Origin of the sequence: Pseudoalteromonas sp. UCD-33C (assembly GCF_001306895.1) — a bacterium.
Taxonomy (GTDB): Bacteria; Pseudomonadota; Gammaproteobacteria; order Enterobacterales; family Alteromonadaceae; genus Pseudoalteromonas.
Genome location: NZ_LJTB01000002.1, coordinates 312284 through 338031, shown reverse-complemented (window position 1 = coordinate 338031; position 25748 = coordinate 312284). Strand labels below are relative to the sequence as shown.

The window sequence follows — 25748 nt, the reverse complement described above, 5'->3', positions numbered from 1 at the left end:
TCACTTAATTATATGAGCACGCTCACTTTCAAAATAACTAAATACAAACAGTAGGTTAAGAATGAGCAAACATGGAGACACTCACCAACGTATTTTAGATGCGGCTTGGCACCTTTTTACTGAGCAAGGGTTTAACGATACCTCTACACGGCAAATTTCAGCAGCAAGCAACATAGCGGTTGGCACCTTGTTTAATCATTTTGCAGATAAAGTGGCTATTTTAGAAGCTTGCCTCGAAGATAAATTCAATGATGTGTTAGAGCGCGCAAAAGAAACCGACATACACCGCCCTGCTCGCTTAAAGATTAATCATTACGCACAATATTTTTATCAGTTTTATTGTTTACATCACCGCTTTTATAAAGTGCTCTTTAGCCAGCGATTATTTTCGCAATCATTCCAGCAACAACACATGGAGCTAATTCAATCATTGGTTTTTGCCGACCAACCGCAATTTAATAAAGTAAAAGCAGCTATATTGCTCGACTGCTATTTTATGACCTTGTTGTATGGCTTAGGCGCCGAAACCCCAAACACTAAACTTATGCTCAGAACGCTAAGCCAGAAAGTGTCTATTTTTTAGGCTTAGTAACTCATTGATAATTCAATATAGTGAACCTAAAGTGAATAATTTTTCCTCGAAGTCGGTTTGTTGCATGATAATTTTTCACTTTTGACCCTATTTTAGCTTTGATAATCTCCGTTCCTTAACTAAATTATACCTATTAGGGACAATATTTAATCAAGGTACTTTATGAAAAGAACACACACTGCCTTATTTGTTGCAGGCATGCTTGCCATACCTACAGCCACTGCCATCGAGATCTATAACGATCAAACCAATAGCGTTACTGTTGGAGGCTTTATCGATGCAAGAGTTATTAATACGCAAGGCGAAACTGAGGTAGTAAATGGTGCATCACGCATTAATTTTGATTTTAAGCGCCAATTAAAAAGTGGATGGCAAGCGTTTGCTTTACTTGAATGGGGAGTAAACCCTGTTGGTAGTAGTGATATCGTTTACAACAATCGCTTTGAAACAATTCAAGATGAGTTTTTATATAACCGCTTAGGCTATGTTGGCCTTAAACATGACGATTACGGCCAAGTTACATTAGGTAAACAATGGGGTGCATGGTACGACGTTGTTTACAACACCAACTACAGCTTAGTGTGGGATGGTAACGCTGCAGGCGTTTATACCTACAATAAAGATGATGGTGCTGTGAATGGCACAGGTCGCGGCGATAAAGTACTGCAGTATCGTAATACCTGGGGTGATTTTCATTTAGCGCTTCAAGCACAGTTAAAATCTGATGAATTTTATACCTGCGACATCGTTGATATTTCAAGAAGCTCTTGTGAAGTACTTTGGAACCAAGGAAACAATGCTGCACAAAAAGTAGAATTTAACTCGACTTATGGCGCAGCTCTCACCTACTCGGTTAGCCCTAATTTAAAAGTCACTGCCGGTGTTAACCGCGGCCAGTTCGATATTGTATACGCCGGTGGCAGAAATCAATCAGTAAACGATTTAATTTATGGTATGGGCATTACCTATGGTGATTTTTATAATCCGGGTTGGTATGCATCAGCGAATATCAATAAAAACGAAAACCACGATACCGACAACTTAGGCCGCTTAATAAAAGATGCTGTTGGTTTAGAGTCTATTTTAAGCTATCGCTTTGATAATGACATACGTACTTTTGTTGCTTATAACGTTTTTGATGCAGGTAGTGACTATGTTATTCAGCCGAACTTTAATGCCGACCCTGAAGATGTGTTTAAACGCCAATTTGCTGTGATAGGTGCGCACTACTTTATGGCAGAAGACACCATTTTATATATTGAAGCCCGTAAAGATTTTAGCGACTTTTCGAGTAATGACGCAGAACAAGAAGCGCAGATGTCACAAACTGAAGATGATGGTATTGCCATTGGTTTTAATTACACTTTGTAGTTACGATAAACACTAAGCCCATTATTGTGGGCTTTTTTCTAATCCAATTGCACACTTTCAAGATTGTTCGCAATATCAATCAACAACTGCTATTACTTAACAATCTTAAAATTAAAATACGTCAATATTTGAGGTTGTTGTGTCTAACAAGGTAAAGCTAATTCTACTTTCATCAATATCTAGCGTTTCGTTCATGCTCTTTCACTGGCTAACAAATGTCAGAGAATCGGATACGGTATTTGGTGTTAGTTCAGATTTGTCAGGTGGTTTAGTAATGGGCTTTGCTATTGGTGTGATGCTAGTTACATTAAGCACATTTAAGTTAAACAAGTATTGAGTGTTTTTTGGAATCAAACGTTTAAACCCTTTTGACTCTTCGCTTCCAAATAATGTGATTGTGGCTAATTATTTCATGAGCTCCTTTTTAGATCCTACACACTTACCCTGCTTATTAAAAAGCTTAAATTTAGCGGTTATGCTGAGATTGAAATTAATCCCAAAACAGTATGATGTGTTCTTATTGTGGTTAATGACTATCACAATGAATAATCACGTTCTACTTTAGCTATACGCGTTGTAAAGGCGCTGTACCATTTGTCTCTGCCGAGCTGTTGGGCGTTTAAGTGCTCAACGTTTTGTTTCCAGGCTTTTATTGCATCTAAGCTTTGCCAATACGACACCGTAATACCCAAACCATCACGAACAGACTCCATACCTAAGTACTCAGGTTGTTGCTCTGCAAGTTCTACCATTCTATTAGCCACTTCTTCATAACCGGTGGTATCGTTAGATAAGATATTCGTAAAAATCACGGCGTAATATGGCGGTTTTGGTGTATTCGCTATCATGGCTGTTACTTCCCTCTACTTGGTTCAAAACCATCATAACATGGGATTTCTTTGTTAAACGTATCCCAATTTGCTTTAGAGCTTACAAAGTTATGGCTAATCGGACGCTCGTTTATATCGCTATCTAATAAACCTAAGCGAATACGTAAGCGGCTTGGGTCATCTTTATTCTCGCTATAAATAGGCGAGCCACAACAGCTACAAAAATAGCGAATTCTGCCGGGTTTAAATTCAAACGCACTTAAATGCTGCTTACCTTCTGTGAGGTTAAAACCATCTCGTTGAATAAAGCCATTGGTTGCGTAGGCTGTGCCTGAGTTTTTACGACATAAAGAACAATGACAATGAATAATTGAGTCTATGCCACCAGCAATAGTTACTTTTACTTTGCTGCACAAACAACTTCCTTGATACATAGTCCCTCTCAGGTTTAAAGATTAATAACCGCGATGCTTCCAAAATTCAGTGGCAGTGCCTTCGGCTTCCTTTAATAAGTTAAAGGATTTATCAGCAATTATATGGCCATTTAACTCAATAGTCATGCGCCAAATACCTACTTTATTATCAACAGGCGCCCATATCGTATCACCTAAATAAAACTGCCAATCGTTTGTTTTAACGTACTGTTCGCCCTCAAACGGTGGCATGATCTCGCCATCTTCATCGGGGATATCTGGGTGATAAACGCAAAATTTAATTTTTTGTCCTTTAGCCTTTTTAATATTAACAATAAAGCCAAATTCAATATCTAACTGTGCAGGAACGTCTGTTGTAAATTCGGTAATTTGAGGCAGGTCTTTTTCTTTTGCATCCCAATGACTGTAAATGCCGTAACTTTCAATACTGGTAATTGGTTTGGCTTTTGCCATAGCTGCAAGCGCTCCTTTTTAAAAATGAGGCGCTATTTTATAGTAGCAACCCTAGCAGAACAAGATTGTACTATTATAGTAATTAGCTAACGTATTTTACCCAGTGAGTGTCATGTTGTTGAAAGCCACATTTAGTTAAAAGTTTAATACTTGCGCTATTATTTGGGTTAACTAAAGCTAACACACTGTTTAGCGGAGCAGGTACAAAGGTCGTCAGTTTTTCAAATAGCATATCTAGTACCTTTTGCATTATTCCTTTGCCAAAGTATTGCGATGCCAATTCAAACCCCAACATGCCCTGCCCGTCAATTATGTTAAATATGCCTACGCTGCCAATAACCTGCCCACTACTTCGTAAAACAATAACTAAACGGATGCCTTGTTGATTATAAAAACGTTCTATATCGCCTTGAATAAAGTCGTATACGTCACCTTTCGTTATATCAGCGCCGTAATCATTAAACGTTTGTACTTGCGGATCTTTTAAAATATCCCATATCGCTTGGCAATCTCTATGACGAATTGGGCGTAAGTCAAAGGCTAAGTCATCGTGGCTAGACACGTTAATTTCTTCTTTTTGCTTTATGAGCTGGCATTATTGTCTTACTATAAACGCAATTTCAAGCAATTAGATTAAGTTCGATGAGTGAAGAATTTAAAGTAATTCAACCTACCACCACAGTATACTGTAAAGAACGCGGTGAAGGCTGGACCTTAACAGGGATCACCAGTATCGATGAGCATACTTCTGTGATGTTTGATGGCGTAAGGTATACCTTACCGGCCCGTGAAATTGTTGAGGTATTATTGCCACAACAACTCGAGCGAGAGAAAAACCAACAATAAAAAAAGCCAGCTTGATGCTGGCTTTTTCGTGTTTAAAATTAACGTAATGCGTTAATACGCTCATCAAGTGGTGGGTGCGATGAGAATAACTCGGCAACACCTTTACCGCTTGCAATACCAAATGCCATCATTGAACCTTCTAGTTGTGATGGGTGGTTTTGTTTTAAACGCTCAAGGGCGCTACGCATTTTATCTGCACCTACTAGTTTTGCTGCACCCGCATCCGCAGAGAATTCGCGTTTACGGCTGTAGTAAGCAACAATCACACTTGCTAGAACACCAAATAACATTTGGAAAATCATATCGAACAAGAAGTATGTCCAGCTACTACCGCCCTCTTCCTCATCACTATTAAGGAAGTTATCAACAATACCTGCCAATACTTTCGCCATAAAGATAACAAAGGTATTCACTACACCTTGAATAAGAGTAAGCGTTACCATGTCACCATTTGCAATGTGAGATACCTCATGAGCCAATACCGCCTCAGCTTGATCTTGATTCATGTTGTGTAATAAACCGGTGCTCACAGCCACCAGCGAGTTGTTCTTACTTGGGCCGGTCGCAAATGCGTTCATTTCAGGGCTATCGTAAATAGCCACTTCTGGCATCGCGATACCTGCTTTTTTCGCTTGCGCAGCTACCGTTGAAACCAACCATTGTTCTGTTTCAGAACGAGGCTGTTCAATAACATGTGCACCGGTTGATTTTTTTGCCATCCATTTCGACATAAATAACGAAATAAACGATCCACCAAAACCAAATACGGTTGAAATAACTAAAATGCCGCCTAAACTGCGATGGCTAATACCCAGTACGCTCATCACAATAGACAACACAATACCTAACACTAGCATTACCGCTAAGTTTGTAAGTAGAAACAAAAATACACGCTTCATAAAAACCTCAGAATAAACATACCAATTGTATTAACTAACGACATGGTTAAAAATCGTTAGTTAATAAAATTATCTGGGTGCTCTACCAACTCAGTTTAGGGCTTATGCAATTGGTTGCAAGGAACTAATTGCAACCAATTGTGACAGAGTATGTCAAAAGTAACAACTCAATTATTATGGGTTGATAGATAAAATTTCAAGTAAGGTTTTGTAAATTTTTAATTTAGGGGTGCCGTCTGTATACGGACTAATCGCTAAAAGCGGGAAAGGTAGTGCTGATTTTAAAGTTTCTAAATTGGCGTCTTGTTCACGCATGTTTGGGTCTACATGATTTGCAATCCAACCCACACAATTTACACCGAGCGCTTTAAAGTGAGCAGCTGTCAATAGTGCGTGATTAAGGCAACCAAGCTTCATGCCTACTACTAGCACAACATTAAGGTTTTGTGATTTAACCCAATCGCTGAGTAAATCGGTTTCGTTGATAGGTAAACACCAACCGCCTGCACCTTCTGTAAGAATATAATCGGTATTGAGTGCTTTTACATTTGCATAAGCAGTATCGAGCTTATCAAATGTCAGTCTGTCACCTACTTGGGCAGCTGCAATATGCGGTGCAATGGGTGGCTCATAGGTAAAGGGATTAACTATGTTATATTTAACCCCAATTGATGAGTTTTCCATTAAGGTTAATGCATCATCATTCACTAGCTGACCAAATGCTTCTTCTGCACCTGCTGCAATGGGTTTAAAACCCACCGCACGCTGTTTATGTTGCGCTAGTAAGTTTAATAATAAACTGGTGACATGGGTTTTTCCGGCATCGGTGTCTGTACCCGTGATAAAAAATTCTTTCATTTTTGAGTTAATTCTATTTTTCTAGTTCTAAAAGGACAACTTGATAGCTCACTCTAGCATGCCCATCAACCAGAGGGTATGCCCTACAAACACTATTAAGTGCCTGCCTCGTTAATAACCCTTGGCGTTTTTGCTTAGTTTGCAATGAGGTAGCACCAATCGCTTTTATCGACCGCAGCGCATCTAAAGGAGAGTTATAGGCATCTATATAACATCTATCAGCGGCAAAATTGAGTTTAAACCCCGCCAATTTTGCATACTCAATAATGTGACTAGCACAATGAAACTGATTAATATGGTTTTGCTCATCTAAACAAGCAAAAGCCTGTTTGATTTCTTTGAGCGATCCATCTACCACGCAGCTTAAATAAACCTTACCGCCCGCTTTTAATGCGGAAAAAAGATTTTTAAGTAGCCCTTTTAAATCAGCAGACCATTGCATTGCAAAATTACTAAACACACAATCTAGCGAATTTTGCTGTAATGGTAGGTTGTCCATATCAGCACACACTTTTAAACAATGCGGGTTTTGTTCTGTGCTTAGCATGGAATGACTTAAATCCATTGCCAATACAGTATCAAAGTGTGATTTAAGCATTGCCGTGTTAACTAAAGGCCCAGCACCTAAATCAAGGCAAGTACCCTGCTGATGTTTACTGGCCATCATTTTGAATAAGTGCGCAGCCGCTTGTTTTTGAACATTAGCATGGCTCGCGTAATTTGCAGCCGCTTTAGAGAACTTAGTTTGTGTTGTTAGCTTATTACTGTGTTGAAAGCTTAAAGGCGCTTGCAGTTGAACACTCATAAACACTCCACTAGCGAATAAACCAGCTGTTTTATATCCTCAGCTTGATGCGCGCTACTTATGGTTACTCTAAGTCGTGCCGTATTAAATGGCACCGTGGGAGGTCGAATAGCAGTTAACCACACGCCTTTATTTTTAAGATTATTAGCAACAGCAAGAGTATGTTCTGCATCTCCCAGTACCAAAGGCTGAATAGCCGTTGTTGATTCCATTAATGCTAAGTTATGCTCTTTAGCTAGCGCTCTAAAGTAGGTAATATTCTCTGTCAGCTGAGAGCGTCTCTTATCCGCTTTTAGTAACTTTTCGAGTCGTTCAAGAGTACAACTTGCCATCAGTGGTGACATCGCCGTTGAATATATGTATTCACGATTAAACTGCAACATGTAATCAATCATTTGCTTTGATGCAAGCAAGCAAGCGCCACTACTTGCCAATGCCTTGCCAAAGGTGATAATCAGTAAATCAGGCTTGATTGCCTCACAGCTCCCTAAGCCTTGCTCGCCTAATACGCCAAAGCCATGTGCGTCGTCAATCATCAACCACGCATTGTATTGTTTAGCAAGTTTACAGAGTGCTTCAATGGGGGCTTGATCGCCATCCATCGAAAACACCCCTTCGCTCACTATGAGCTTATGCTTTGCTTTCGACTTTTGTAACCTAGACTCTAAATGCTTAAGGTCGTTATGATTAAAGCGCACCATGGCAGCGGCAGAATGAAGTCCGCCATCAATTAAGCTGGCATGATTAAGCTTATCTTGAAAAATTGCCGATGATTGCGCCACGCTTTTATCTTGAAACAACGCTTTTAATACGCTGCTATTAGCACTAAATCCGCTATTAAATAACATGGCGCTTTCATAGCCTAATAACTCGCATAAACGCTGCTCAAGCTGTTGTTGTGGTTTATTATAACCATTCACTAATGCTGAACTGTGGCTACCTAGATGCTGCGCATGTATTTCAATAAAATCATCAGCAAAGCCAAGGTAGTCATTACTGGCAAAATTTAAATACTGTTTACCTGCAACCTGAATAAAGCGCCCACTTGATTGCTCAACAAGTTGTCGCTTTCTCAGTAATGCATCTGCTTGTCGCTCAACAAGATGCTCGGCAATAAAATCAAAAGCCATTTAAATATTACGCTTCGTAAAATAGTTCTGATGTTGCTTTATCAGCAACTTTTGATGAAAGTGATGCTGCAACCGCTTCATCAGAATAATCTTCACGGGTTTCTGGGTTCATGCCTAATTTTTTAATCAGCATCATGTCTGCGTCTGCTTCAGGGTTTTCTGTAGTCAGTAGTTTATCACCGTAGAAAATTGAATTAGCACCAGCAAAGAAACACATAGATTGCATTTGTTCATTCATCGCCGTACGGCCAGCAGATAAGCGAACATAACTTTTCGGCATCATTATACGTGCAACAGCAATGGTACGAATAAACTCAAAGTGGTCTAAGTCTTCGACATCTTCAAGTGGCGTGCCTTTAACCTTAACCAACATATTAATTGGCACACTCTCTGGCTGCTGCGGCAAATTAGCTAATTGCATTAATAAACCAAAACGGTCAGCTGCCTGCTCGCCCATACCAACAATACCGCCAGAGCACACTTTCATGCCGGCATCACGCACGTTATCGATAGTGTTTAAACGGTCTTGGTAAGTACGTGTTGTAATGATCTGCTGGTAATACTCAGGTGATGTATCTAGGTTATGGTTGTAATAATCAAGGCCCGCGTCTTTTAATGCATGGGCTTTTTCGTTATCTAGCATGCCAAGGGTCATACAGGTTTCAAGGCCTAGCTCTTTAACCTCTTTTACCATTTTTGAAATATAAGGCATGTCACGTTCTTTCGGATCAGACCACGCAGCACCCATACAAAAACGGGTTGCGCCTTTTTCTTTTGCAACACGTGCTTGCTCAACCACTTTTTCTACTTCCATTAAACGTTCACGGTCTAAGTCTGTTTTATAATGACCTGACTGAGGACAATATTTGCAATCTTCTGGGCAAGCACCGGTTTTAATCGATAACAAAGTAGAAATTTGTACTTCATTTGGGTTGAAGTTTTCACGATGCACACTGGCCGCTTTAAATAACAAATCATTGAACGGCATTTCGAATAATGCTTTTACTTCTTGGTGAGTCCAATCGTGACGGACAACTGCGTGCTCCATAATAGTCTCTTTTTTTAAATTATTGGGACGGTTTGATTGGCTTAGTCTACGACTTGACGTAACATTGTCAACGAATCGAAGTGATATAAAGTTTACATATGACCAATAAACAACCAATAGATTTAGATTTTGATCGTGAGCATATTTGGCACCCTTATACTTCTATGACTCAGCCCCTTCCTGTGTACCCAGTCAGTCATGCCAATGCAAATCGTATTTTCTTAGAAACAGGCGAAAGCCTAATAGATGGTATGGCCTCTTGGTGGAGTGCGATTCATGGTTACTGCCATCCTGTTTTAAATGAGGCAATCACTACACAGGTTAGTAAAATGAGCCATGTCATGTTTGGTGGCTTAACTCATGAGCCTGCTGTTGAGTTGTGTAAAAAGCTAGTCAGTATCACACCTAAGTCACTCGATAAGGTGTTCTTAGCCGACAGTGGCTCTGTGAGTGTTGAAGTTGCAATAAAAATGGCCTTACAGTACTGGCTTAGCCAAGGTTACACCAGCAAACAAAAGTTAATGACACCACTTAAGGGCTACCACGGCGATACTTTTGCCGCTATGAGCGTTTGCGATCCGGTTAATTCAATGCACAGCATGTACTCAGGGTTTTTACCTGAACATGTTTTTGTACCTGCGCCGAGTGCTAAATTTAATGGCGAGTTTAGCCCAACTGAGGCTGATACGCTTGAAAGCTACTTTGCAGCTCACCACCAAGATGTTGCGGCATTTATCATTGAACCCATTGTACAAAATGCTGGGGGCATGAATTTTTACCACCCTGATTACTTAAAACACCTGCGCATTCTTTGTGATAAGTATGATGTTTTACTTATTTGTGACGAAATCGCCACAGGCTTTGGTCGTACCGGCACCTTGTTTGCTGTTGAACACGCCAACATAGACCCTGATATTTTATGTATTGGCAAAGCATTAACGGGCGGCATGATGACCCTATCAGCGACATTAACCACTAGCAAAGTCGCTGTTGGCATTAGTGAGGGTGAAGCCGGCGTATTAATGCATGGCCCAACTTTTATGGGTAACCCGCTTGCCTGTGCCACAGCCTGCGCGAGTATTGATTTACTGTTAGAGCAACCTTGGCAAGAGCAAATTGAACATATAAATGATGTGCTAACAACCCAGCTTGCTAAATGTAAGCCGCTTGATGCAGTCGTTGATGTACGCACATTAGGTGCAATTGGAGTTGTTGAGCTTAATCGAAGTGTAGATGTAGCAAAAATTCAACGCTTTTTTATCGAGCAAGGTGTGTGGATCCGCCCGTTTGGTAAATTAATTTATTTGATGCCGCCTTACATAAGCGACGAACAAAGCTTAACTAAGTTATGCAATGCTATTTATGCAGCCATTGAACAACAGGCGTATTAAAAAAGGAAGCTAATGCTTCCTTTTCCTTTAAACTTTACCATTCAAACATATAAGCCATTTTACTGATCATTCGAAGCGGTACTTTGTGTTCACAGCGCTTGGCGTAAAGATGCTGCAATGATTTATCTTTAATTTCACCAACGATCACTTCTTTTACTTGATAACCCAGTGCAGTGGCCGCTTGTGCGTAGGCGATAAATTCCCACTTTTTAATATTAGTGTTATCAACAATTACTAACGGGATTTCTTCTGCTAGGGCATTAATAAAGCGTGCAAGGTTTAGATTGTGATACTCAGATAACTTGTACTTATCAAATTGATACACACCTTCGCTATTGTAAAAATAATCATCTGTTGCGCACACGACATAATCACTTTCATTACCAGCTACCAACTCATCAGCAAGGCTTTGTGCGTAATATGATTTACCTGAGCCTGGTAAGCCGCGAAGAATAAAAACTTGTTTCATAGCACCTGTTATACAATTTAATTAAAGACTAAAGGACAGTTATCCTATTGAGAATTGTTAATAATGCCACAAAATAACCAATTAGCGCAGCGAGAATTTAAATAAACGCAAATTTTACGCAAAATATTGCTGCTATTTTACTCAATTGAAGAAAAACTACTAAAGAGTACGCCTCAATAGTTTTTTTATTTGATTTACGAGGGTAATATAGTCGATTCAAGTGCAATGCACAGCATTATTATATTAGGCAACTTATATCATTGGAGTGAAGATGAGCCATTTAGCGATTTCAGAGCTATTAAAAGGCAAGGTTGCGGTAGACAGCCAAGTAACAGTAAAAGGCTGGATCCGTACACGCCGCGATTCAAAAGCAGGAATTTCATTTTTAGCCGTTCATGACGGTTCGTGTTTTGATCCTATTCAAGCGGTAGTACCTAATTCACTCAATAATTATGATGAAGTAACACGTTTAACTGCAGGTTGTTCTGTATCTGTTACAGGTGTTCTTGTGCCTTCTGCAGGTCAAGGTCAGTCTTTCGAAATTCAAGCTAACTCTGTAGAAGTATTAGGTTGGGTTGAGAATCCAGACACCTACCCTATGTCTGCGAAACGTCACAGCATTGAATATTTACGTGAGCACGCACACCTTCGCCCTCGTACTAACATCATGGGCGCGGTAACCCGTGTACGTAACTGTTTAGCACAAGCGATTCACCGTTTTATCATGAGCAAGGTTACTACTGGATCAGCACACCGATCATCACTGCAAGTGACTGTGAAGGCGCCGGTGAAATGTTCCGTGTGTCTACTTTAGATATGCAAAACTTACCACGTACAGATAAAGGCGACATCGATTACAGTGAAGATTTTTTCGGTAAAGAAGCATTCTTAACAGTATCTGGTCAATTAAATGGTGAGACATATGCCTCAGCAATGTCAAAAATCTATACCTTTGGCCCTACTTTCCGTGCTGAGAACTCAAATACATCTCGTCACTTAGCAGAGTTTTGGATGGTTGAACCTGAAGTTGCATTCGCAGATTTAGAAGATATCGCAAAACTTGCTGAAGACATGCTGAAATACGTTTTCAATGCAGTATTAACTGAGCGTCGTGATGATATGGAATTCTTTGCACAACGTGTTGAGAAAACAGCTATCTCTCGTTTAGAAGAGTTCGTAACTAAAGATTTCGCACAAGTTGATTACACAGATGCTATCGAAATCTTAAAAGCGTGTGGTAAGAAGTTCGAATACCCTGTTGAATGGGGTGTAGATTTACAGTCTGAGCACGAGCGTTACCTTGCTGAAGAGCACTTTAATGCGCCAGTAGTTATTAAAAACTACCCGCGTGATATTAAAGCCTTCTACATGCGTCAAAACGAAGACGGCAAAACAGTCGCTGCAATGGACGTAGTTGCACCAGGTATTGGTGAAATCATCGGTGGTTCTCAACGTGAAGAGCGTCTAGATGTACTAGATAAGCGTCTAGAAGAAATGGGCTTAAACAAAGAAGATTACAGCTGGTACCGCGACCTACGTAAATACGGCACTGTACCGCACTCAGGTTTTGGTCTAGGTTTTGAGCGTTTAGTTGCATATGTAACAGGTATGGGTAACGTACGTGACGTTATCGCCTTCCCTCGTACAAAAGGCAGCGCGACTTACTAATAAGAAACGCTACATAGTCTAAAAGCCGCTTTCGAGCGGCTTTTTTGTGTGTAAATCATTAAATGTTTTAAAAAATTACAGTATAAAGAATTAGCAAAGCCAGACATATTGCCTATATTGATAAGAAGCTAACTATTAAGGAGTTTGCGTCTACTATGCTATTTCGCTCTATGAAAGCCCTTTTGCTATCTACAACCCTTATCTCTGCACATAGTGCGTATGCAATTGAAGAAAATATTAATTCGAAGCCTATTTTTATTGCAGGCTCAACCACTGTCACTGAACTATTAATCGATATGAAAGCCGACTTAAGCCAAGAGTTTGGCAATAGCATACAAATCAGGCCAATGGGCAGTGATAAAGGCATTAAAGCCATTGCAGAAAATGTTATAGATATCGGCACCAGCTCTCGTTATTTAACAAAAGAAGAACAACAACGTTGGCCTTTTTTAAGGCAAATTATTATAGCCCAAGATGCAATCGCATTTTTTGTAAATAAAAACTTAAACATTACTGAAGTTACCACTAAAAAGCTGAGCGATATCTACCAAGGAAAACTAAAGGCGTGGTCTGAAGTTTCACCTTATACACCTGAGCTCAGTGCCAAAAATGACGAGATCCTACTTTTTAGTAAAGGCACTAGTCACGGTAGTTTTGATGTCTTTTTAGAGTATTTAAATTTAGATTATATTCAAGAACCAGGCAGTAACTTCATACGCTTAAAAATGGCGGGTAATAGAGGTTTATTTTCTAAACAAAAAGTAGAACTTTACGATCAGTTCAATCAAGCATTGGGTATAGTGCAGCGTATTCCAAATGCCATTGCTTACGATTCATATGGCGCTATTAGTAAATTAGAAAATGACAGACGTATTAACAGAGTAACTTTGCTTGAGATTGACGGTGTAAGCCCTTCCGTTGAATCAATTCAAAGTGGCGAATATGCCTTTGTTAGGCCGCTAGTGCTAATTGTAAACACACAATCATCCCGCTCAAAAAAGATTGGCGACAAACTTGCTGTGATTGTTAAATCAAACAAGATTCAACAGAAAATGCTTGAGTTTGGTTACCTTCCGGTAAAACAATGACCTGAAGATATAATACCAACCCGCAATAATACTTAATCATTTTGAGGGATTAAACCTGTCGCTAACTGCGTTAAAAATTTCTGATTTACGACTGCATGGATGCAGAAGGTAGAGCAATGCAGGAGCAATTGCCGAGAATAACTAAATAACGAAATTTTTGCCTTGTTATCAACAAGGTTTTATTGCCTCAAAATAGACTACTTAATTAAGCGGATTGGTATAAAACGAAAAAAAGCTGCGCACCTAAAAGGTGAACAGCTTTTAACAACCAGAATCGTTATGAATTACAGAGCGCTTTCAAGCTCTGGTAACACATCAAATAAATCAGCAACTAAACCATAGTCAGCGACTTGGAAAATTGGTGCATCAGGGTCTTTATTGATGGCAACAATCACTTTTGAGTCTTTCATACCTGCTAAATGTTGAATCGCACCACTGATACCCACAGCAATATATAAATCTGGCGCAACAATTTTACCGGTTTGACCTACTTGCATATCGTTTGGTACAAAGCCCGCATCAACAGCAGCACGTGAAGCACCAATGGCTGCGCCTAGTTTATCGGCAATACCATTTAATAACGCAAAGTTTTCACCATTTTGCATACCACGACCACCTGAAATAACCACAGGTGCGGCTGTTAGCTCTGGACGCTCAGATTCAGTTTGTTCTTCTGATACAAACTCACTCAGACCAACAGAACCTTTACCAGTAACACTCGTTACAGCTACTGGCGCTTGCTCTTGTGAAATATCAAAGCTACTTGCACGAACAGTAATAACCTTTTTGCTATCTAGTGATTTAACTGTCGCAATTGCATTACCTGCATAAATAGGACGCTTAAAGGTATCTGCATCAATAACGTCGATGATTTCAGAGATTTGTGCAACATCTAAAAGTGCAGCAACACGTGGCATAAAGTTTTTACCCGTTGTTGTTGCGCTTGCGACAATGTGTGAATAGTTATCAGCTAAAGATAAAACTAGATCAGCTAGGTTTTCTGCAAGTTGATTAGCATAAGCTGCATCATCGGCAATCAGTACATTGCTAACACCTGCAATTGACGCTGCTTGCTCGCTCATTGCAGCTAAATTTTCGCCGGCAAGTAGTAAATCTACATCAAAGCCTAGTTTAACAGCAGCAGTAATCGTTTTATTGGTTTCAGGCTTTAGAACACCTTTATCGTGTTCGGCTATCACTAATGTTTTCATTTAGATCACCTTCGCTTCTGTTTTTAACTTTTCTACTAATGTCGCAACATCTTCAACGACAATACCGCCACTGCGTTTTTCTGGCTCGTTTACTTCTACCAGCTGTACGCGAGGCGCAAGGTCTACACCTAGGCTGTCAGCAGCAATTACATCTAGAGGTTTACGCTTTGCTTTCATAATGTTTGGTAATGAAGCATAGCGCGGTTCATTTAAACGTAAGTCTGTGGTTACGATAGCAGGTAGTTTAAGAGCGACTGTTTGTAAGCCACCGTCTACTTCACGCGTTACATTAACAGTACCTGCTTGAACATCGACTTTAGATGCAAAGGTACCTTGGCCACGACCCGTTAAAGCAGCAAGCATTTGACCGGTTTGATTGTTGTCAGAGTCAATCGATTGCTTACCTAAAATAACCAGCTCAGGTGATTCTTGCTCTACAATCTTGCTAAGTAATTTAGCAACATGTAAAGATTCAAGCTTTTCTTCTGTTTCAATATGAATGGCTTTATCAGCACCGAGTGCTAAGGCCGTACGTAATTGCTCTTGAGATGATTTATTACCAATAGTTACAGCAACAACCTCAGTGGCAGTTCCTGCTTCTTTTAAACGAATAGCTTCTTCAATTGCAATTTCACAAAATGGGTTCATCGCCATTTTTACATTAGCTAGATCAACATCCGTTTTATCGGCTTTAACGCGTGCTTTGACGTTGTAGTCAATTACTCTTTTAATTGGAACGAGGACTTTCATCGTGACTCCATCAATTGTGTGTTCTCAAAGTTGACCTAAACGTCAACTTATTTATTTTATGAATTCAGACTACTTCCTGTTGACGTAAACGTCAACCTAAAATAACCTTAAAGTATTCACAGCCTGTAACGTTTCATTTGCAAGTATGAAATAAGGTTCTTTATAGCAGGTCCGTCACCGAGAAGAGGTTTATATGGTCGAACGCGAAACCATGGAATTTGATGTAGTCATCGTAGGCGCAGGCCCAGCAGGTTTATCAACTGCGATTAGATTGGCTCAACAAGCACAAGAAAAACAACAAGAATTAATGATCTGTGTGGTAGAAAAAGGCTCTGAGGTGGGCGCACACATTTTATCGGGTGCGGTTTTTGAAACTAAAGCGCTAGATGAATTATTACCTGATTGGCAGTCATTAGGCGCTCCAGTTACCACTAAAGTAACGCAAGATGATATTTACTGGTTCAATAACAGTGAAAAAGCCACCAGCATCCCCCACTTTGCTAGCCCTAAAACATTCCATAACGAAGGCAATTACATTGTCTCTATGGGTAATGTATGTCGCTTTTTAGCAGAGCAAGCGGAAAACTTAGGGGTAGAAATATTCCCTGGCTTTAGTGCTCACTCTTTGATTATTGAAGACGAAACAGTGAAAGGCATTATCACTGGCGATATGGGCCTTGATAAAGACGGCAACGAAAAAGATGGTTATATGCCGGGTATGGAGCTTAGAGCTAAATACACAGTATTTGCAGAAGGTTGCCGCGGTCATTTAGGTAAAGAGCTAATCAAACACTTTGCCCTTGATAAAGATGCATCACCACAGCATTACGGTTTAGGATTCAAAGAAATTTGGCAAATCGACCCGAGTAAACACAAAGAAGGCACAGTAGTTCATGGCACAGGCTGGCCGTTAACCGGTGATACCAGTGGTGGTGCATTTATGTATCATAGCGATAACAACCAAGTTGTGGTGGGCTTAATTGTTGACCTTAACTACTCAAACCCACATCTAAGCCCGTTTGATGAATTTCAGCGCATGAAACATCACCCTGTCTTTAAAGATGTTTTAGAAGGCGGAGAACGTATAGCCTATGGCGCAAGAGCCATTGCCAAAGGTGGCCTGCGCTCTTTACCGAAAATGCACTTCCCGGGGGGGTTACTTGTAGGTTGTGATGCGGGCACATTGAACTTTGCCAAGATCAAAGGTAACCACACAGCCATGAAATCAGGCATGGTTGCCGCTGATGTGATCGTTGCAGCCCTTAGCAACGGTAAAGAAAATGCCGATTTAACTGAATATAAATCAGCCTTTGAACAAAGCTGGGCGTACAAAGAGCTTTATCAATCGCGTAACTTTGGCCCTGTTATGCATAAACTTGGTAAGTTCTTAGGTGGTGCTTATAACACCCTCGATCAAAACCTATTTGGTGGCAACTTACCATTTAACTTTGAAGACAACATGCCAGATCATGCCACATTAGTTGCAGCTGACCAGGCCGAAAAAATCGATTACCCGAAAGCAGACGGCAAGCTTAGCTTCGATAAACTTTCATCGGTGTTTTTATCAAATACCAATCATGAAGAATCACAGCCATGCCATTTAAAGCTAAATGATAACTCGATTCCAATTAAGGTGAATTTACCGCAATTTGATGAGCCAGCACAACGCTACTGCCCTGCGGGAGTTTACGAAGTACAAGAAGTTGAAGGTGAAAAAGAGTTTGTGATCAACTCACAAAACTGTGTGCACTGTAAAACCTGCGACATAAAAGACCCAAGTCAAAACATTACTTGGGTAACACCTGAGGGAGCTGGCGGGCCAAACTATCCTAATATGTAACGCACGTTACTCATTTAATTAAAATTTATCCTAAATTGCAGGGGCTTCGGCCCCTTTTTTAGGCTATGCTGAAAATGTCGTGTTTTATAAAAGTGAGTAAAGTATGCCGTCTTCAAGTGTAACCTTTCGTTTTTTAGCTGAACCTACTGATGTCAATTTTGGCGGTAAAGTTCATGGTGGTGTGGTAATGAAGTGGATTGACCAAGCTGGTTACGCCTGTGCTGCAGGTTGGAGCGGTCATTACTGCGTAACTGTCTCAGTTGCGGGTGTAAAGTTTCAGCGCCCTATTTTGGTTGGCCAAATAGTCGAAGTGAAAGCCAGTATCGCACACACAGGTAAAACCAGTATGCAAATCTTTATTCAAGTACGCTGCGGCGACCCTAAAACCCAAAACCTAGTTGAAACCAATCATTGTGTTATAAGTTTTATTGCTATGGATGAAGCAGGCTACCCAATCGAAGTACCTTCATATACAGCCGTAACAGACGAAGAAAAGAAAATCGAAAACTATGCGATAAAAATGAAAGAGATTGCGATAGAAACAGAAACCCTTTTACAAAAAGCCTAAAAGCTTAAAGGAACAAAAAATTATAAACCGTACCTAGTAACTTCTACAGAGCACCCTGAAATTGTTACGACTGCCAAACTGAATGCCTGATTACAGTTTCAACAAACTGCACAAAAAACCACTTAAAAAAGCCTAAAAACAATACTTTAGGCTTTGTTTTAAGCTTGGCATTGCCGTTGCATTACTCCTTGTGAATGACGCGAAACATTCGTTTATTTATTTTATAAAGGAGCTATTAAATGATTAAAGCAATTTCACTTTCTGCACTTTCTTTAGCACTACTAGGTTTTAATAATGCTGCACATGCAGATATTACCGAAATGGATTCTCCGCGTATTTATACCGGTATCGGCTACGGCCAATATTCTTTTGAGTTTGAAGACAGTGAAAATGACACTGACTTTGATGACGATTCACAAATGCTGAAAGGTTATATTGGTACTCAGTTTAACAAGTACTTGAGCCTTGAACTTGCCTATCAAAATTTTGATGAAGTAAGCGATATCGATTCTAAAGCCGAAATTGACGGTGTTTCATTAGCAGCACGCTTAGCAGCCCCAATTACAGATAGCTTTTCTGTTTATGCCAAAGGTGGTTGGCTAGAGTGGGATGCTGAAATTGAGCAAGACCTAGGCGAGCTTGGCAGTATCAGTGCTGATACAGACGGTGGTGATGTATTTTATGGTGCAGGTGTAGAATATGCTTTCACAACAAACATGCAAGTACGTTTAGAGTATGAGCGCTATAAATTAGAAGATGATATTGACCCAGATATGGATGTAGCGTCTGTATCATTCCAATACATGTTTTAATTTAGACTACATAGTCTAAATATTAAAAGGCAGTCTCGACTGCCTTTTTTTACGTTTGCATGTAAAATGTCGGCAGATTTTCTTAACAACAATGCACAATGAGCGAATACCAATTAACTGCCGTCGGCCATATTCAATCTCCTTATAAACAAAAGTTTGCCATACCTCGCCAACCTCGTTTGGTTCCTGAGGCTAAAGCAAAGCTGGTATTCAGCAGCGATTTTAATCGTGAAGAGTTTGTACGCGGCCTCGATGAATTTAGCCATATTTGGTTACTATTCAGATTTCATGAAACCGCAGATAAAGGCTATTCAGCAATGGTGAGACCCCCTCGCCTAGGCGGTAATGAACGTAAAGGTGTATTTGCAACACGTGCAACCTTTCGCCCAAATGCTATAGGCATGAGTGCTGTAAAACTTGAAGGCATTGAATATAAAAATGGTCAATTAAGCTTATTGCTTTCAGGTATCGATTTACTCGATGGCACACCTATTTTAGACATTAAACCTTATTTGCCCTACTCAGACGCAATGACCGATGCCACCGCAGGCTTTGCCGATACCCGACCAGAAACCGATATGAGCGTTGAGTTTAGTGAAGAAGCCTTGGCGTTTATCGAAAAACAGACCGAACAACCTGAATTAAAAGCGTTTATAAGCAATGTATTAAAGCAAGATCCTCGCCCTGCCTATAAAAAACAACGTGACTCAGAACAAAGCTACGGCATGACCTTATATGATTTTAATATTAGGTGGCATGTTCAGGACAATCATAATACAGTGACCAGCATTGAAAAATGCTAGTTTTTAGCATATAGCGCTTTAGTGTCAGTGCTTCCACTGGTAAACTTAGCGCCTTGTTATTACTCAAACGTCTTGAGTAAACGATAATAATTTTAACACTACTTGGAATAGAGATGCGTACCAGTCAATATATACTCGCAACACTTAAAGAAACTCCGTCTGATGCAGAAATTGTTTCTCATCAATTAATGCTACGAGCAGGCATGATCCGCCGCGTTGCGTCGGGTTTGTATACATGGTTGCCCTCTGGTCTACGCGTACTTAAAAAAGTAGAAAACATCGTACGTGAAGAAATGGATAAAGCAGGCGCTATCGAAATGTTAATGCCTATAATCCAACCAGCTGATCTTTGGGAAGAGTCTGGTCGTTGGGAGCAATTTGGTCCTGAATTACTTCGTATTAATGACCGTCACAACCGCCCATTTGCACTTGGCCCTACACACGAAGAAGTGATCACTGATTTTGTACGTAAAGAAGTAAACTCTTATAAGCAATTACCGCTTACTCTTTACCAAGTACAAACAAAAGTACGTGATGAAGTTCGCCCTCGTTTTGGTGTAATGCGTGCTCGTGAATTTACGATGAAAGATGCTTACTCTTTTCACTTAAGTGATGAGTGTTTAGAGAAAACTTACCAAGTTATGCACAAAGCTTACTGCAACATCTTCGAGCGCCTTGGTCTTGATTACCGCCCTGTTATCGCTGATACCGGTTCTATCGGTGGTAGCGTGTCACATGAATTCCATGTGCTTGCAGAATCAGGCGAAGATGCAATCGCATTTAGTGATGCAAGTGATTATGCTGCAAATATCGAAAAAGCAGAAGCACTGGCACCGACTGAAGAGCGCCCAGCTGCAAGCAAAGAGCTAAAAGCGTTCCCAACACCTGATGCAAAATCAATTGCTGAGCTTAAAGAACACTATGGGGTTAAACCTCATCGCGGTGTAAAAACATTAATCGTTTATGGCGCACCAGATGAAAACGAACAACGTGGTTTAGTTGCCCTTGTATTACGTGGCGACCATGATCTAAACGAGTTAAAAGCTGAGAAACACCCGCTTGTAGACTCACCGCTTGAAATGGCAAAAGAAGAAGACATCGTTGCTGCTATTGGCGCAAAACCAGGTTCATTAGGCCCAGTCGGCCTATCAATGCCAATAATTGTTGACCGCACAGCTAACGTAATGGCTGATTTTGTAGCTGGTGCTAATAAAGATGGTGAACATTTCAGCGGTATCAACTGGGATCGCGATGTAGCAAACTACGAAGTGGCTGATATCCGTAATATCGTGGAAGGCGATCCAAGCCCGTGTGGCCAAGGTTCACTGCAAATTAAACGTGGTGTTGAAGTTGGCCATATTTTCCAACTTGGCACTAAGTACTCAGAAGCAATGAAAGCAGGCGTATTAAGTGAATCAGGTAAAAACCAAGTAATGACAATGGGTTGTTACGGCATTGGTGTATCACGTATCGTAGCTGCCGCTATTGAGCAAAACAACGACCAATACGGTATTAAATGGCCGCAACCTATCGCACCATTTGATTTAGCAATTGTACCTATGAACATGCATAAGTCTCATCGTATTCCTGATATTGCAGATAACCTTTACAAAGGTTTAAAAGATGCAGGTTTAGATGTGTTGTTTGATGACCGTAAAGAGCGCCCTGGCGTTATGTTTAACGACATGGAATTATTAGGTGTGCCTTTCACGCTGGTTATTGGTGAGCGTAACCTTGATGAAAATAAGGTGGAGCTTAAAAACCGTCGTACTGGTGAAAAGCTAATGCTTGATTTAGACAGTGCCGCTTCCGAAATTGCCGCACTTGTTAAAGGCTAATTAAGTCAGCTCAACAAAATATAAAAAACCGCTTCGGCGGTTTTTTTGTATTTCTTAATTGTCATAGATGTTTCGCTAAAACGTCTTTTAACTGTCATTGATTCTGCCTAGTATTTACTTTATTACACCATGAGTAAATGCCATGAATAACACCACTTGCAGTAGTAAAACCCACTATCCTGCCGTTTGGATTTCCGACGTTCACTTAGGTTATAAAGACTGCCAAGCGCAGTATTTACTAGACTTTTTAAATGCGATTGAATGCGATGTTCTGTATTTGGTCGGTGATATTGTCGATTTATGGTCGATGAAACGACAGTTCTTTTGGCACCCTAGTCATTATGATGTATTAGCGCTTATTCAACAAAAAGCGAAAGATGGCACTCGAGTGATCTATATACCGGGTAACCACGACGAAACCTTTCGCCATTATGCCAATGATTCATTATTCGGTATTGAAGTACATAAACAATATATCCATACCACAAAAGCCAACAAACGGTTTTTACTGTTGCATGGCGACGATTTTGATTCAGCAACCCGCTACAACAAATTAATCAGTATTGCGGGCGATGCAGGATACGACTTTTTACTTTTTTTAAATCGTTGGACTAATCGCATTCGCCGTTTATTTGGTGGTAATTATTGGTCATTGGCCTCTTGGATAAAAGCGCGAGTGCATAAAGCACGTGAAGCAATTGACGCATTTGAAAAAGCGGCAATCCACGAAGCAAAAAAACAAGCCGTCGATGGCATCATTTGTGGGCATATTCATCACCCAGCCGTTAAAGTGGTTGATGGAATTTTGTATTGCAATGATGGCGACTGGATTGAGAGCTGCACTGCATTAGTTGAAAACAGCTCTGGCCGTATTGAGTTATTGCACTGGAGTGAAACACAAAAAGTGATTCACTCTGCTGATATTAGTACATTAACGCCTAAACCTGCATTTAATAAAGATCGTGATGCCGCTTAAGTCTTCAGCCACATTGAGAGCTTTTTACGCAATGTGGCTTGTTTAATTGGCTTGGTGATATAGTCGTTCATACCAACACTGAGGCATTTTTCTCTATCGCCAGCCATCGCGCTTGCGGTCATGGCTATGATCACCACATCTTGGTATTTCTCACCTGTTTTTCCCTGCCTGATTGCTTTGGTACAGTCATACCCATTTAAGTTTGGCATTTGGCAATCCATTAAGATCAGATCAAATTGAGTTTCGCTGTTATTCAATACCTCAATTGCTTCAAGACCATCGCTGGCTGATTCAATATGAACATAGCTATCTCTTAAGATAGCTTTGCTCACCTCAATATTAATCATATTATCGTCGACGATAAGCACTGAACGAGATGTTAAATCAAGCTCAATAATTTCTTTTGTATCTGTATTTTTACGCTCAATAACAGAATCATTGTTATTAAATAAAACAGCGAGTTTGTAGGCTAATTCATCAGGAGTGACAGGTTTTGCAATAACAGTACAATTGCTCGGTAATGTTTCTTTTTGTTTAAGTGATGCCATAACACCTAAAATTAATACACAGGTGTCGGAGTATTTATTTGCAAAACTCAACACATTGTTTAGTTCTGGGTGTTTATGATCAATGATAAGTAAATCTAACTCATTGAAAACATTGTCAGGTATATCACTTAATCGAGAAACATTCGATGGCTGAGGCTGACAAGTTTTCTCTAATTGGGTTTCTATGTTTTGACCAAGCAGATCATATAAAACTGCACAACCAACGTGTTTGTTATTCAAAGCCGTAATCGCCCCCTGCTCTTTTAATGAGGCACTGAGTGATACTGTGATACTGGCACAAAAGCGGCTGCCCTTTCCTTTTTCACTTTCAACGATAATATCACCGCCCATCAACTGAGCGAGTTTTCGGCTTATTGAAAGGCCTAAACCACTGCCACCATAATGGCGTGTTGTACTTGAGTCCTCTTGAGTAAACACTTCAAACAATTTACTTTGGTTTTCTTTCGAAATACCAATACCTGTATCTTCAACTACAAAGCTTAGGCAAAGCGACTTATCTGTATGCAGCTGTTCCTTAACCGTTAAACTAACATGACCTTTATGAGTAAACTTAAATGCATTACTGAGTAAATTATTGAGAATTTGTTTTAAGCGGTGGCTATCCCCCATCACGGTTCGCTGAGTAATATCATGCGCATCGAACAGTATCTCAATACCTTTTTTCTGACCTTGAACAGCCATCGATGTTATTAAATCACTGCACACTGAAACGACATCAAATTCGTGACTATCTAAATCAAGTTTACCAGCTTCAATTTTTGAAAAATCTAGAATGTCATTAATCAGTGTCATCAATGAGTTAGCGCTGGTATTTGCATAATGTAAGTATTGCATTTGCTGAGTAGATAATGGCTCTTCTTCAAGCATTTCGAGCATGCCAAGTACACCATTCATCGGGGTGCGGATTTCATGGGAGATATTGGCGACAAATTCACTTTTAGCTTTACTTGCAGCTAATGCTTCTTCGGTGGCCTTTTCGAGCTCGGCTGTGCGGCTTTTCACTTTTTCTTCTAATGTCACATTAAGCTTTTCTAGTTGATGTTGAGCGCACTTAAGTGAATCAATATTGCGTAGTATTGCCGCTATTTGATATTGCTGTTTTGCTGCATCAAAAACAGGTGTCATGGTAATCGAGAAATAATGTGTGCTTAGCTCGCTGATGTGAACCGCTTCAAACGAGCACCGCTGCCCTTCTTTAATGGCTTGTGCAATCCCTTGAAAATCTTCATCGTTATAATTAAACAAGGTATCAAAATGGGTGGTTTGCTCTGTTATACCAAAAAACGTTTTTGCCGTTTCATTGGCATTACAAATAACACCATTTGGCTGAACCATAATAATGGCATCTGTTGAGTTTTCTATAATTTTACTGTTCTTTTCTTTTAGAAAACTGAGCTCAATTTTTCTGTTGATGTCACGTTGATAGATTATAAATAACATCAGCACAACTAAAATGATTAAGCATAAAATGCCAATAAACCTTAATCGTTTTTGATGTATTTCATTCAGCAGTGTATCAGTGCTTATAGAGACAGCCAGTGTAAACGGCTGCATATGTACACCATCTTTAAACTCAATAATTTTATCTAGATAAAGTTTTTCAGGTAGGTTTACTACGTCAAAAAAATCAACTGAACTAATTTTGAGGTCGGCACTAAATTCCTCTGACCAATAATGTGGATCATCTAACTCAAAACTAAAACGGTATGATTCCTCTGGATGATAGATAAATTGTTGTTGAGCATTTAACAGATAAACAGAGAATTTATCTGATGATTTGCTTGTTAGCTTGTTAATAAGATCTTCTGCATAATAATTGAGGATAAGAACAGCAAAGGGCTTACCTTCGTTATCTTTCACCAGCTTTGCAATCCGGTATGTGCTGGTATAAGGCTGTTGTAAACGACCATTTTCGCGGTTGTAGTTAATTGGTGATAAGTAGATTTGACCATTTTCAAGCTTTGCCGTAATTTGCATGTAATCACGTTGGCCTTTGTGTTGTAAGTCCTCCTCACTAATTCTAAAGACCTGTTTATTCACACTATCAACGCGTACAACCTCTTTGCCGTTATCAGCAATGTAGATATAACGAGCCTGAGCTAAGTCTTTATCTGTTGTCATAAAACCAGTAAAGATTTTAGCTAGGCGATCTTTCCATGCCGAGATAGGCGTGCCTAAAACGGGATCTATATTTTGATCATTGGTTGCGCGCATAATTGCAAGCACTGGCGGCGTTGAATCTAAAAAGTTAAGTGCAGAAATATTCTCTCTTAAACTTGTTTTTAGTACACTTTCTTTAGTGTCGAGCTCTCTTTGCATCTGTTCAAAGGTGCGGCTGAACACATCCTCTCTAAGGTCGTATTCATACTTTACAGTTACAAAAATAGCCAATAGCAAGAGAATACAAAAAGCAAGTATTGGTAATTTGTGACGTTGATAGAAATGCGCTGAATGTCCAGAATCCATTGAATCGAAAGCCTTCTTTTCTACTCTGCTTTA

The 25748-nt window shown here is 39.9% G+C and carries 24 protein-coding genes and 1 pseudogene; 12 read left to right on the top strand and 13 right to left on the bottom strand.

Translation table 11 applies throughout. The annotated features are described in order from the left end of the window. The first annotated feature begins 61 nt into the window (after nt 1-61). Nucleotides 62-583: a TetR/AcrR family transcriptional regulator gene (locus tag AOG26_RS04805; protein ID WP_054561452.1), complete on the top strand. Its 522-nt coding sequence runs from the start codon at nt 62-64 to the stop codon at nt 581-583. A 171-nt stretch (nt 584-754) separates the two neighbouring features. Beyond that, nucleotides 755-1963 carry a porin gene (locus tag AOG26_RS04800; RefSeq protein WP_054561451.1) on the top strand — a complete coding sequence of 403 codons (1209 nt, stop codon included), beginning with the start codon at nt 755-757 and terminating at the stop codon, nt 1961-1963. Between the two features lie 536 nt (nt 1964-2499). Here the strand turns inward: AOG26_RS04800 and AOG26_RS04795 are convergent. From AOG26_RS04795 to AOG26_RS04780, 4 genes are all read right to left on the bottom strand, one after another. Beyond that, nucleotides 2500-2811 carry an antibiotic biosynthesis monooxygenase family protein gene (locus tag AOG26_RS04795; RefSeq protein ID WP_054561450.1) on the bottom strand — a complete coding sequence of 104 codons (312 nt, stop codon included), beginning with the start codon at nt 2809-2811 and terminating at the stop codon, nt 2500-2502. A gap of 5 nt (nt 2812-2816) precedes the next feature. Beyond that, on the bottom strand, nt 2817-3227 hold the full coding sequence (locus AOG26_RS04790; protein ID WP_054561449.1) for a GFA family protein: 411 nt from the start codon (nt 3225-3227) through the stop codon (nt 2817-2819). A gap of 21 nt (nt 3228-3248) precedes the next feature. Then, nucleotides 3249-3680, bottom strand: a complete 432-nt coding sequence (locus AOG26_RS04785) for a DUF3859 domain-containing protein (RefSeq protein ID WP_054553896.1) — start codon at nt 3678-3680, stop codon at nt 3249-3251. 82 nt (nt 3681-3762) lie between these two features. After that, nucleotides 3763-4242, bottom strand: coding sequence for a GNAT family N-acetyltransferase (locus AOG26_RS04780; RefSeq protein WP_054561448.1), 480 nt, complete (start codon nt 4240-4242; stop codon nt 3763-3765). Nucleotides 4243-4322: 80 nt separating this feature from the next. Between AOG26_RS04780 and AOG26_RS04775 the strand changes: the two genes are divergently transcribed. After that, nucleotides 4323-4526 (top strand): hypothetical protein, encoded by a 204-nt coding sequence (locus AOG26_RS04775; RefSeq protein ID WP_054561447.1) that lies wholly within the window; start codon nt 4323-4325, stop codon nt 4524-4526. Between the two features lie 38 nt (nt 4527-4564). Here the strand turns inward: AOG26_RS04775 and htpX are convergent, their stop codons facing one another. The 5 genes from htpX to bioB form a co-directional block, all read right to left on the bottom strand. Beyond that, entirely contained in the window at nt 4565-5425 is an 861-nt protein-coding gene (gene htpX, locus AOG26_RS04770; RefSeq protein WP_054561446.1) for a protease HtpX, read from the bottom strand. Nucleotides 5426-5599: 174 nt separating this feature from the next. Then, nucleotides 5600-6283 carry a dethiobiotin synthase gene (gene bioD / locus AOG26_RS04765; protein WP_054561445.1) on the bottom strand — a complete coding sequence of 228 codons (684 nt, stop codon included), beginning with the start codon at nt 6281-6283 and terminating at the stop codon, nt 5600-5602. A 13-nt stretch (nt 6284-6296) separates the two neighbouring features. Beyond that, nucleotides 6297-7088 carry a methyltransferase domain-containing protein gene (locus AOG26_RS04760; RefSeq protein ID WP_054561444.1) on the bottom strand — a complete coding sequence of 264 codons (792 nt, stop codon included), beginning with the start codon at nt 7086-7088 and terminating at the stop codon, nt 6297-6299. Continuing rightward, nucleotides 7085-8218, bottom strand: coding sequence for an aminotransferase class I/II-fold pyridoxal phosphate-dependent enzyme (locus AOG26_RS04755; protein WP_054561443.1), 1134 nt, complete (start codon nt 8216-8218; stop codon nt 7085-7087). Before AOG26_RS04755 ends, AOG26_RS04760 begins: the two co-directional genes overlap by 4 nt. A 7-nt stretch (nt 8219-8225) precedes the next feature. After that, a complete protein-coding gene (gene bioB, locus AOG26_RS04750) occupies nt 8226-9266 on the bottom strand; it encodes a biotin synthase BioB (RefSeq protein ID WP_054553903.1) in 1041 nt (346 codons plus the stop codon). Nucleotides 9267-9364: 98 nt separating this feature from the next. Here bioB and bioA point away from each other — a divergent pair, with 98 nt between their 5' ends. Next, nucleotides 9365-10657 (top strand): adenosylmethionine--8-amino-7-oxononanoate transaminase, encoded by a 1293-nt coding sequence (bioA, locus tag AOG26_RS04745; RefSeq protein ID WP_054561442.1) that lies wholly within the window; start codon nt 9365-9367, stop codon nt 10655-10657. A 34-nt stretch (nt 10658-10691) separates the two neighbouring features. Here bioA and AOG26_RS04740 read toward each other — a convergent pair whose 3' ends face one another. Then, nucleotides 10692-11126, bottom strand: coding sequence for an ATP-binding protein (locus tag AOG26_RS04740; protein WP_054561441.1), 435 nt, complete (start codon nt 11124-11126; stop codon nt 10692-10694). Between the two features lie 271 nt (nt 11127-11397). Here AOG26_RS04740 and asnS point away from each other — a divergent pair. Together asnS and AOG26_RS04730 are read left to right on the top strand one after the other, a co-directional pair. Then, a pseudogene (asnS, locus tag AOG26_RS04735) lies at nt 11398-12794 on the top strand (asparagine--tRNA ligase). Between the two features lie 155 nt (nt 12795-12949). Next, nucleotides 12950-13882: a substrate-binding domain-containing protein gene (locus AOG26_RS04730; protein ID WP_082401560.1), complete on the top strand. Its 933-nt coding sequence runs from the start codon at nt 12950-12952 to the stop codon at nt 13880-13882. A gap of 284 nt (nt 13883-14166) precedes the next feature. Here the strand turns inward: AOG26_RS04730 and AOG26_RS04725 are convergent, their stop codons facing one another. Both AOG26_RS04725 and AOG26_RS04720 read right to left on the bottom strand, forming a co-directional pair. Continuing rightward, nucleotides 14167-15093 (bottom strand): electron transfer flavoprotein subunit alpha/FixB family protein, encoded by a 927-nt coding sequence (locus AOG26_RS04725; protein ID WP_054561439.1) that lies wholly within the window; start codon nt 15091-15093, stop codon nt 14167-14169. Then, nucleotides 15094-15843 (bottom strand): electron transfer flavoprotein subunit beta/FixA family protein, encoded by a 750-nt coding sequence (locus AOG26_RS04720; protein WP_054561438.1) that lies wholly within the window; start codon nt 15841-15843, stop codon nt 15094-15096. Nucleotides 15844-16036: 193 nt separating this feature from the next. On the opposite strand from AOG26_RS04720, the gene AOG26_RS04715 reads away from it, so the two are divergent. The 6 genes from AOG26_RS04715 to AOG26_RS04690 all read left to right on the top strand — a co-directional run bounded on the left by AOG26_RS04715 (nt 16037) and on the right by AOG26_RS04690 (nt 22680). Beyond that, the gene (locus AOG26_RS04715) at nt 16037-17683 is read left to right on the top strand and encodes an electron transfer flavoprotein-ubiquinone oxidoreductase (protein WP_054561437.1); all 1647 of its coding nucleotides are present in this window, start codon (nt 16037-16039) and stop codon (nt 17681-17683) included. A gap of 103 nt (nt 17684-17786) precedes the next feature. Next, nucleotides 17787-18251 carry an acyl-CoA thioesterase gene (locus AOG26_RS04710; protein WP_054561436.1) on the top strand — a complete coding sequence of 155 codons (465 nt, stop codon included), beginning with the start codon at nt 17787-17789 and terminating at the stop codon, nt 18249-18251. A gap of 239 nt (nt 18252-18490) precedes the next feature. Beyond that, complete coding sequence (locus AOG26_RS04705) at nt 18491-19063, top strand: outer membrane beta-barrel protein (RefSeq protein ID WP_054561435.1); 573 nt, start codon at nt 18491-18493, stop codon at nt 19061-19063. 98 nt (nt 19064-19161) lie between these two features. Next, nucleotides 19162-19866 carry a tRNA (N6-threonylcarbamoyladenosine(37)-N6)-methyltransferase TrmO gene (gene tsaA, locus AOG26_RS04700; protein ID WP_054561434.1) on the top strand — a complete coding sequence of 235 codons (705 nt, stop codon included), beginning with the start codon at nt 19162-19164 and terminating at the stop codon, nt 19864-19866. Between the two features lie 113 nt (nt 19867-19979). Further along, entirely contained in the window at nt 19980-21704 is a 1725-nt protein-coding gene (locus AOG26_RS04695) for a proline--tRNA ligase (RefSeq protein WP_054561433.1), read from the top strand. A 142-nt stretch (nt 21705-21846) separates the two neighbouring features. Beyond that, complete coding sequence (locus AOG26_RS04690) at nt 21847-22680, top strand: UDP-2,3-diacylglucosamine diphosphatase (protein WP_054561432.1); 834 nt, start codon at nt 21847-21849, stop codon at nt 22678-22680. On the opposite strand, the gene AOG26_RS04685 is transcribed toward AOG26_RS04690, so the two are convergent. After that, nucleotides 22677-25715: an ATP-binding protein gene (locus tag AOG26_RS04685; RefSeq protein ID WP_054561431.1), complete on the bottom strand. Its 3039-nt coding sequence runs from the start codon at nt 25713-25715 to the stop codon at nt 22677-22679. The genes AOG26_RS04690 and AOG26_RS04685 overlap by 4 nt on opposite strands. Nucleotides 25716-25748: the final 33 nt, after the last annotated feature.

Excerpts from the sequence above, each read along its gene's own strand:
- AOG26_RS04740 (WP_054561441.1), bottom strand. The coding sequence starts at position 11,126 with ATGAAACAAGTTTTTATTCTTCGCGGCTTACCAGGCTCAGGTAAATCA.
- AOG26_RS04805 (WP_054561452.1), top strand. The coding sequence starts at position 62 with ATGAGCAAACATGGAGACACTCACCAACGTATTTTAGATGCGGCTTGG.
- AOG26_RS04685 (WP_054561431.1), bottom strand. The coding sequence starts at position 25,715 with ATGGATTCTGGACATTCAGCGCATTTCTATCAACGTCACAAATTACCA.
- AOG26_RS04690 (WP_054561432.1), top strand. The coding sequence starts at position 21,847 with ATGAATAACACCACTTGCAGTAGTAAAACCCACTATCCTGCCGTTTGG.
- AOG26_RS04710 (WP_054561436.1), top strand. The coding sequence starts at position 17,787 with ATGCCGTCTTCAAGTGTAACCTTTCGTTTTTTAGCTGAACCTACTGAT.
- AOG26_RS04705 (WP_054561435.1), top strand. The coding sequence starts at position 18,491 with ATGATTAAAGCAATTTCACTTTCTGCACTTTCTTTAGCACTACTAGGT.
- AOG26_RS04795 (WP_054561450.1), bottom strand. The coding sequence starts at position 2,811 with ATGATAGCGAATACACCAAAACCGCCATATTACGCCGTGATTTTTACG.
- AOG26_RS04790 (WP_054561449.1), bottom strand. The coding sequence starts at position 3,227 with ATGTATCAAGGAAGTTGTTTGTGCAGCAAAGTAAAAGTAACTATTGCT.
- htpX (WP_054561446.1), bottom strand. The coding sequence starts at position 5,425 with ATGAAGCGTGTATTTTTGTTTCTACTTACAAACTTAGCGGTAATGCTA.
- AOG26_RS04800 (WP_054561451.1), top strand. The coding sequence starts at position 755 with ATGAAAAGAACACACACTGCCTTATTTGTTGCAGGCATGCTTGCCATA.
- bioD (WP_054561445.1), bottom strand. The coding sequence starts at position 6,283 with ATGAAAGAATTTTTTATCACGGGTACAGACACCGATGCCGGAAAAACC.
- AOG26_RS04725 (WP_054561439.1), bottom strand. The coding sequence starts at position 15,093 with ATGAAAACATTAGTGATAGCCGAACACGATAAAGGTGTTCTAAAGCCT.
- bioB (WP_054553903.1), bottom strand. The coding sequence starts at position 9,266 with ATGGAGCACGCAGTTGTCCGTCACGATTGGACTCACCAAGAAGTAAAA.
- tsaA (WP_054561434.1), top strand. The coding sequence starts at position 19,162 with ATGAGCGAATACCAATTAACTGCCGTCGGCCATATTCAATCTCCTTAT.
- AOG26_RS04695 (WP_054561433.1), top strand. The coding sequence starts at position 19,980 with ATGCGTACCAGTCAATATATACTCGCAACACTTAAAGAAACTCCGTCT.
- AOG26_RS04730 (WP_082401560.1), top strand. The coding sequence starts at position 12,950 with ATGCTATTTCGCTCTATGAAAGCCCTTTTGCTATCTACAACCCTTATC.
- AOG26_RS04755 (WP_054561443.1), bottom strand. The coding sequence starts at position 8,218 with ATGGCTTTTGATTTTATTGCCGAGCATCTTGTTGAGCGACAAGCAGAT.
- AOG26_RS04720 (WP_054561438.1), bottom strand. The coding sequence starts at position 15,843 with ATGAAAGTCCTCGTTCCAATTAAAAGAGTAATTGACTACAACGTCAAA.
- AOG26_RS04760 (WP_054561444.1), bottom strand. The coding sequence starts at position 7,088 with ATGAGTGTTCAACTGCAAGCGCCTTTAAGCTTTCAACACAGTAATAAG.
- AOG26_RS04785 (WP_054553896.1), bottom strand. The coding sequence starts at position 3,680 with ATGGCAAAAGCCAAACCAATTACCAGTATTGAAAGTTACGGCATTTAC.
- AOG26_RS04715 (WP_054561437.1), top strand. The coding sequence starts at position 16,037 with ATGGTCGAACGCGAAACCATGGAATTTGATGTAGTCATCGTAGGCGCA.
- bioA (WP_054561442.1), top strand. The coding sequence starts at position 9,365 with ATGACCAATAAACAACCAATAGATTTAGATTTTGATCGTGAGCATATT.
- AOG26_RS04775 (WP_054561447.1), top strand. The coding sequence starts at position 4,323 with ATGAGTGAAGAATTTAAAGTAATTCAACCTACCACCACAGTATACTGT.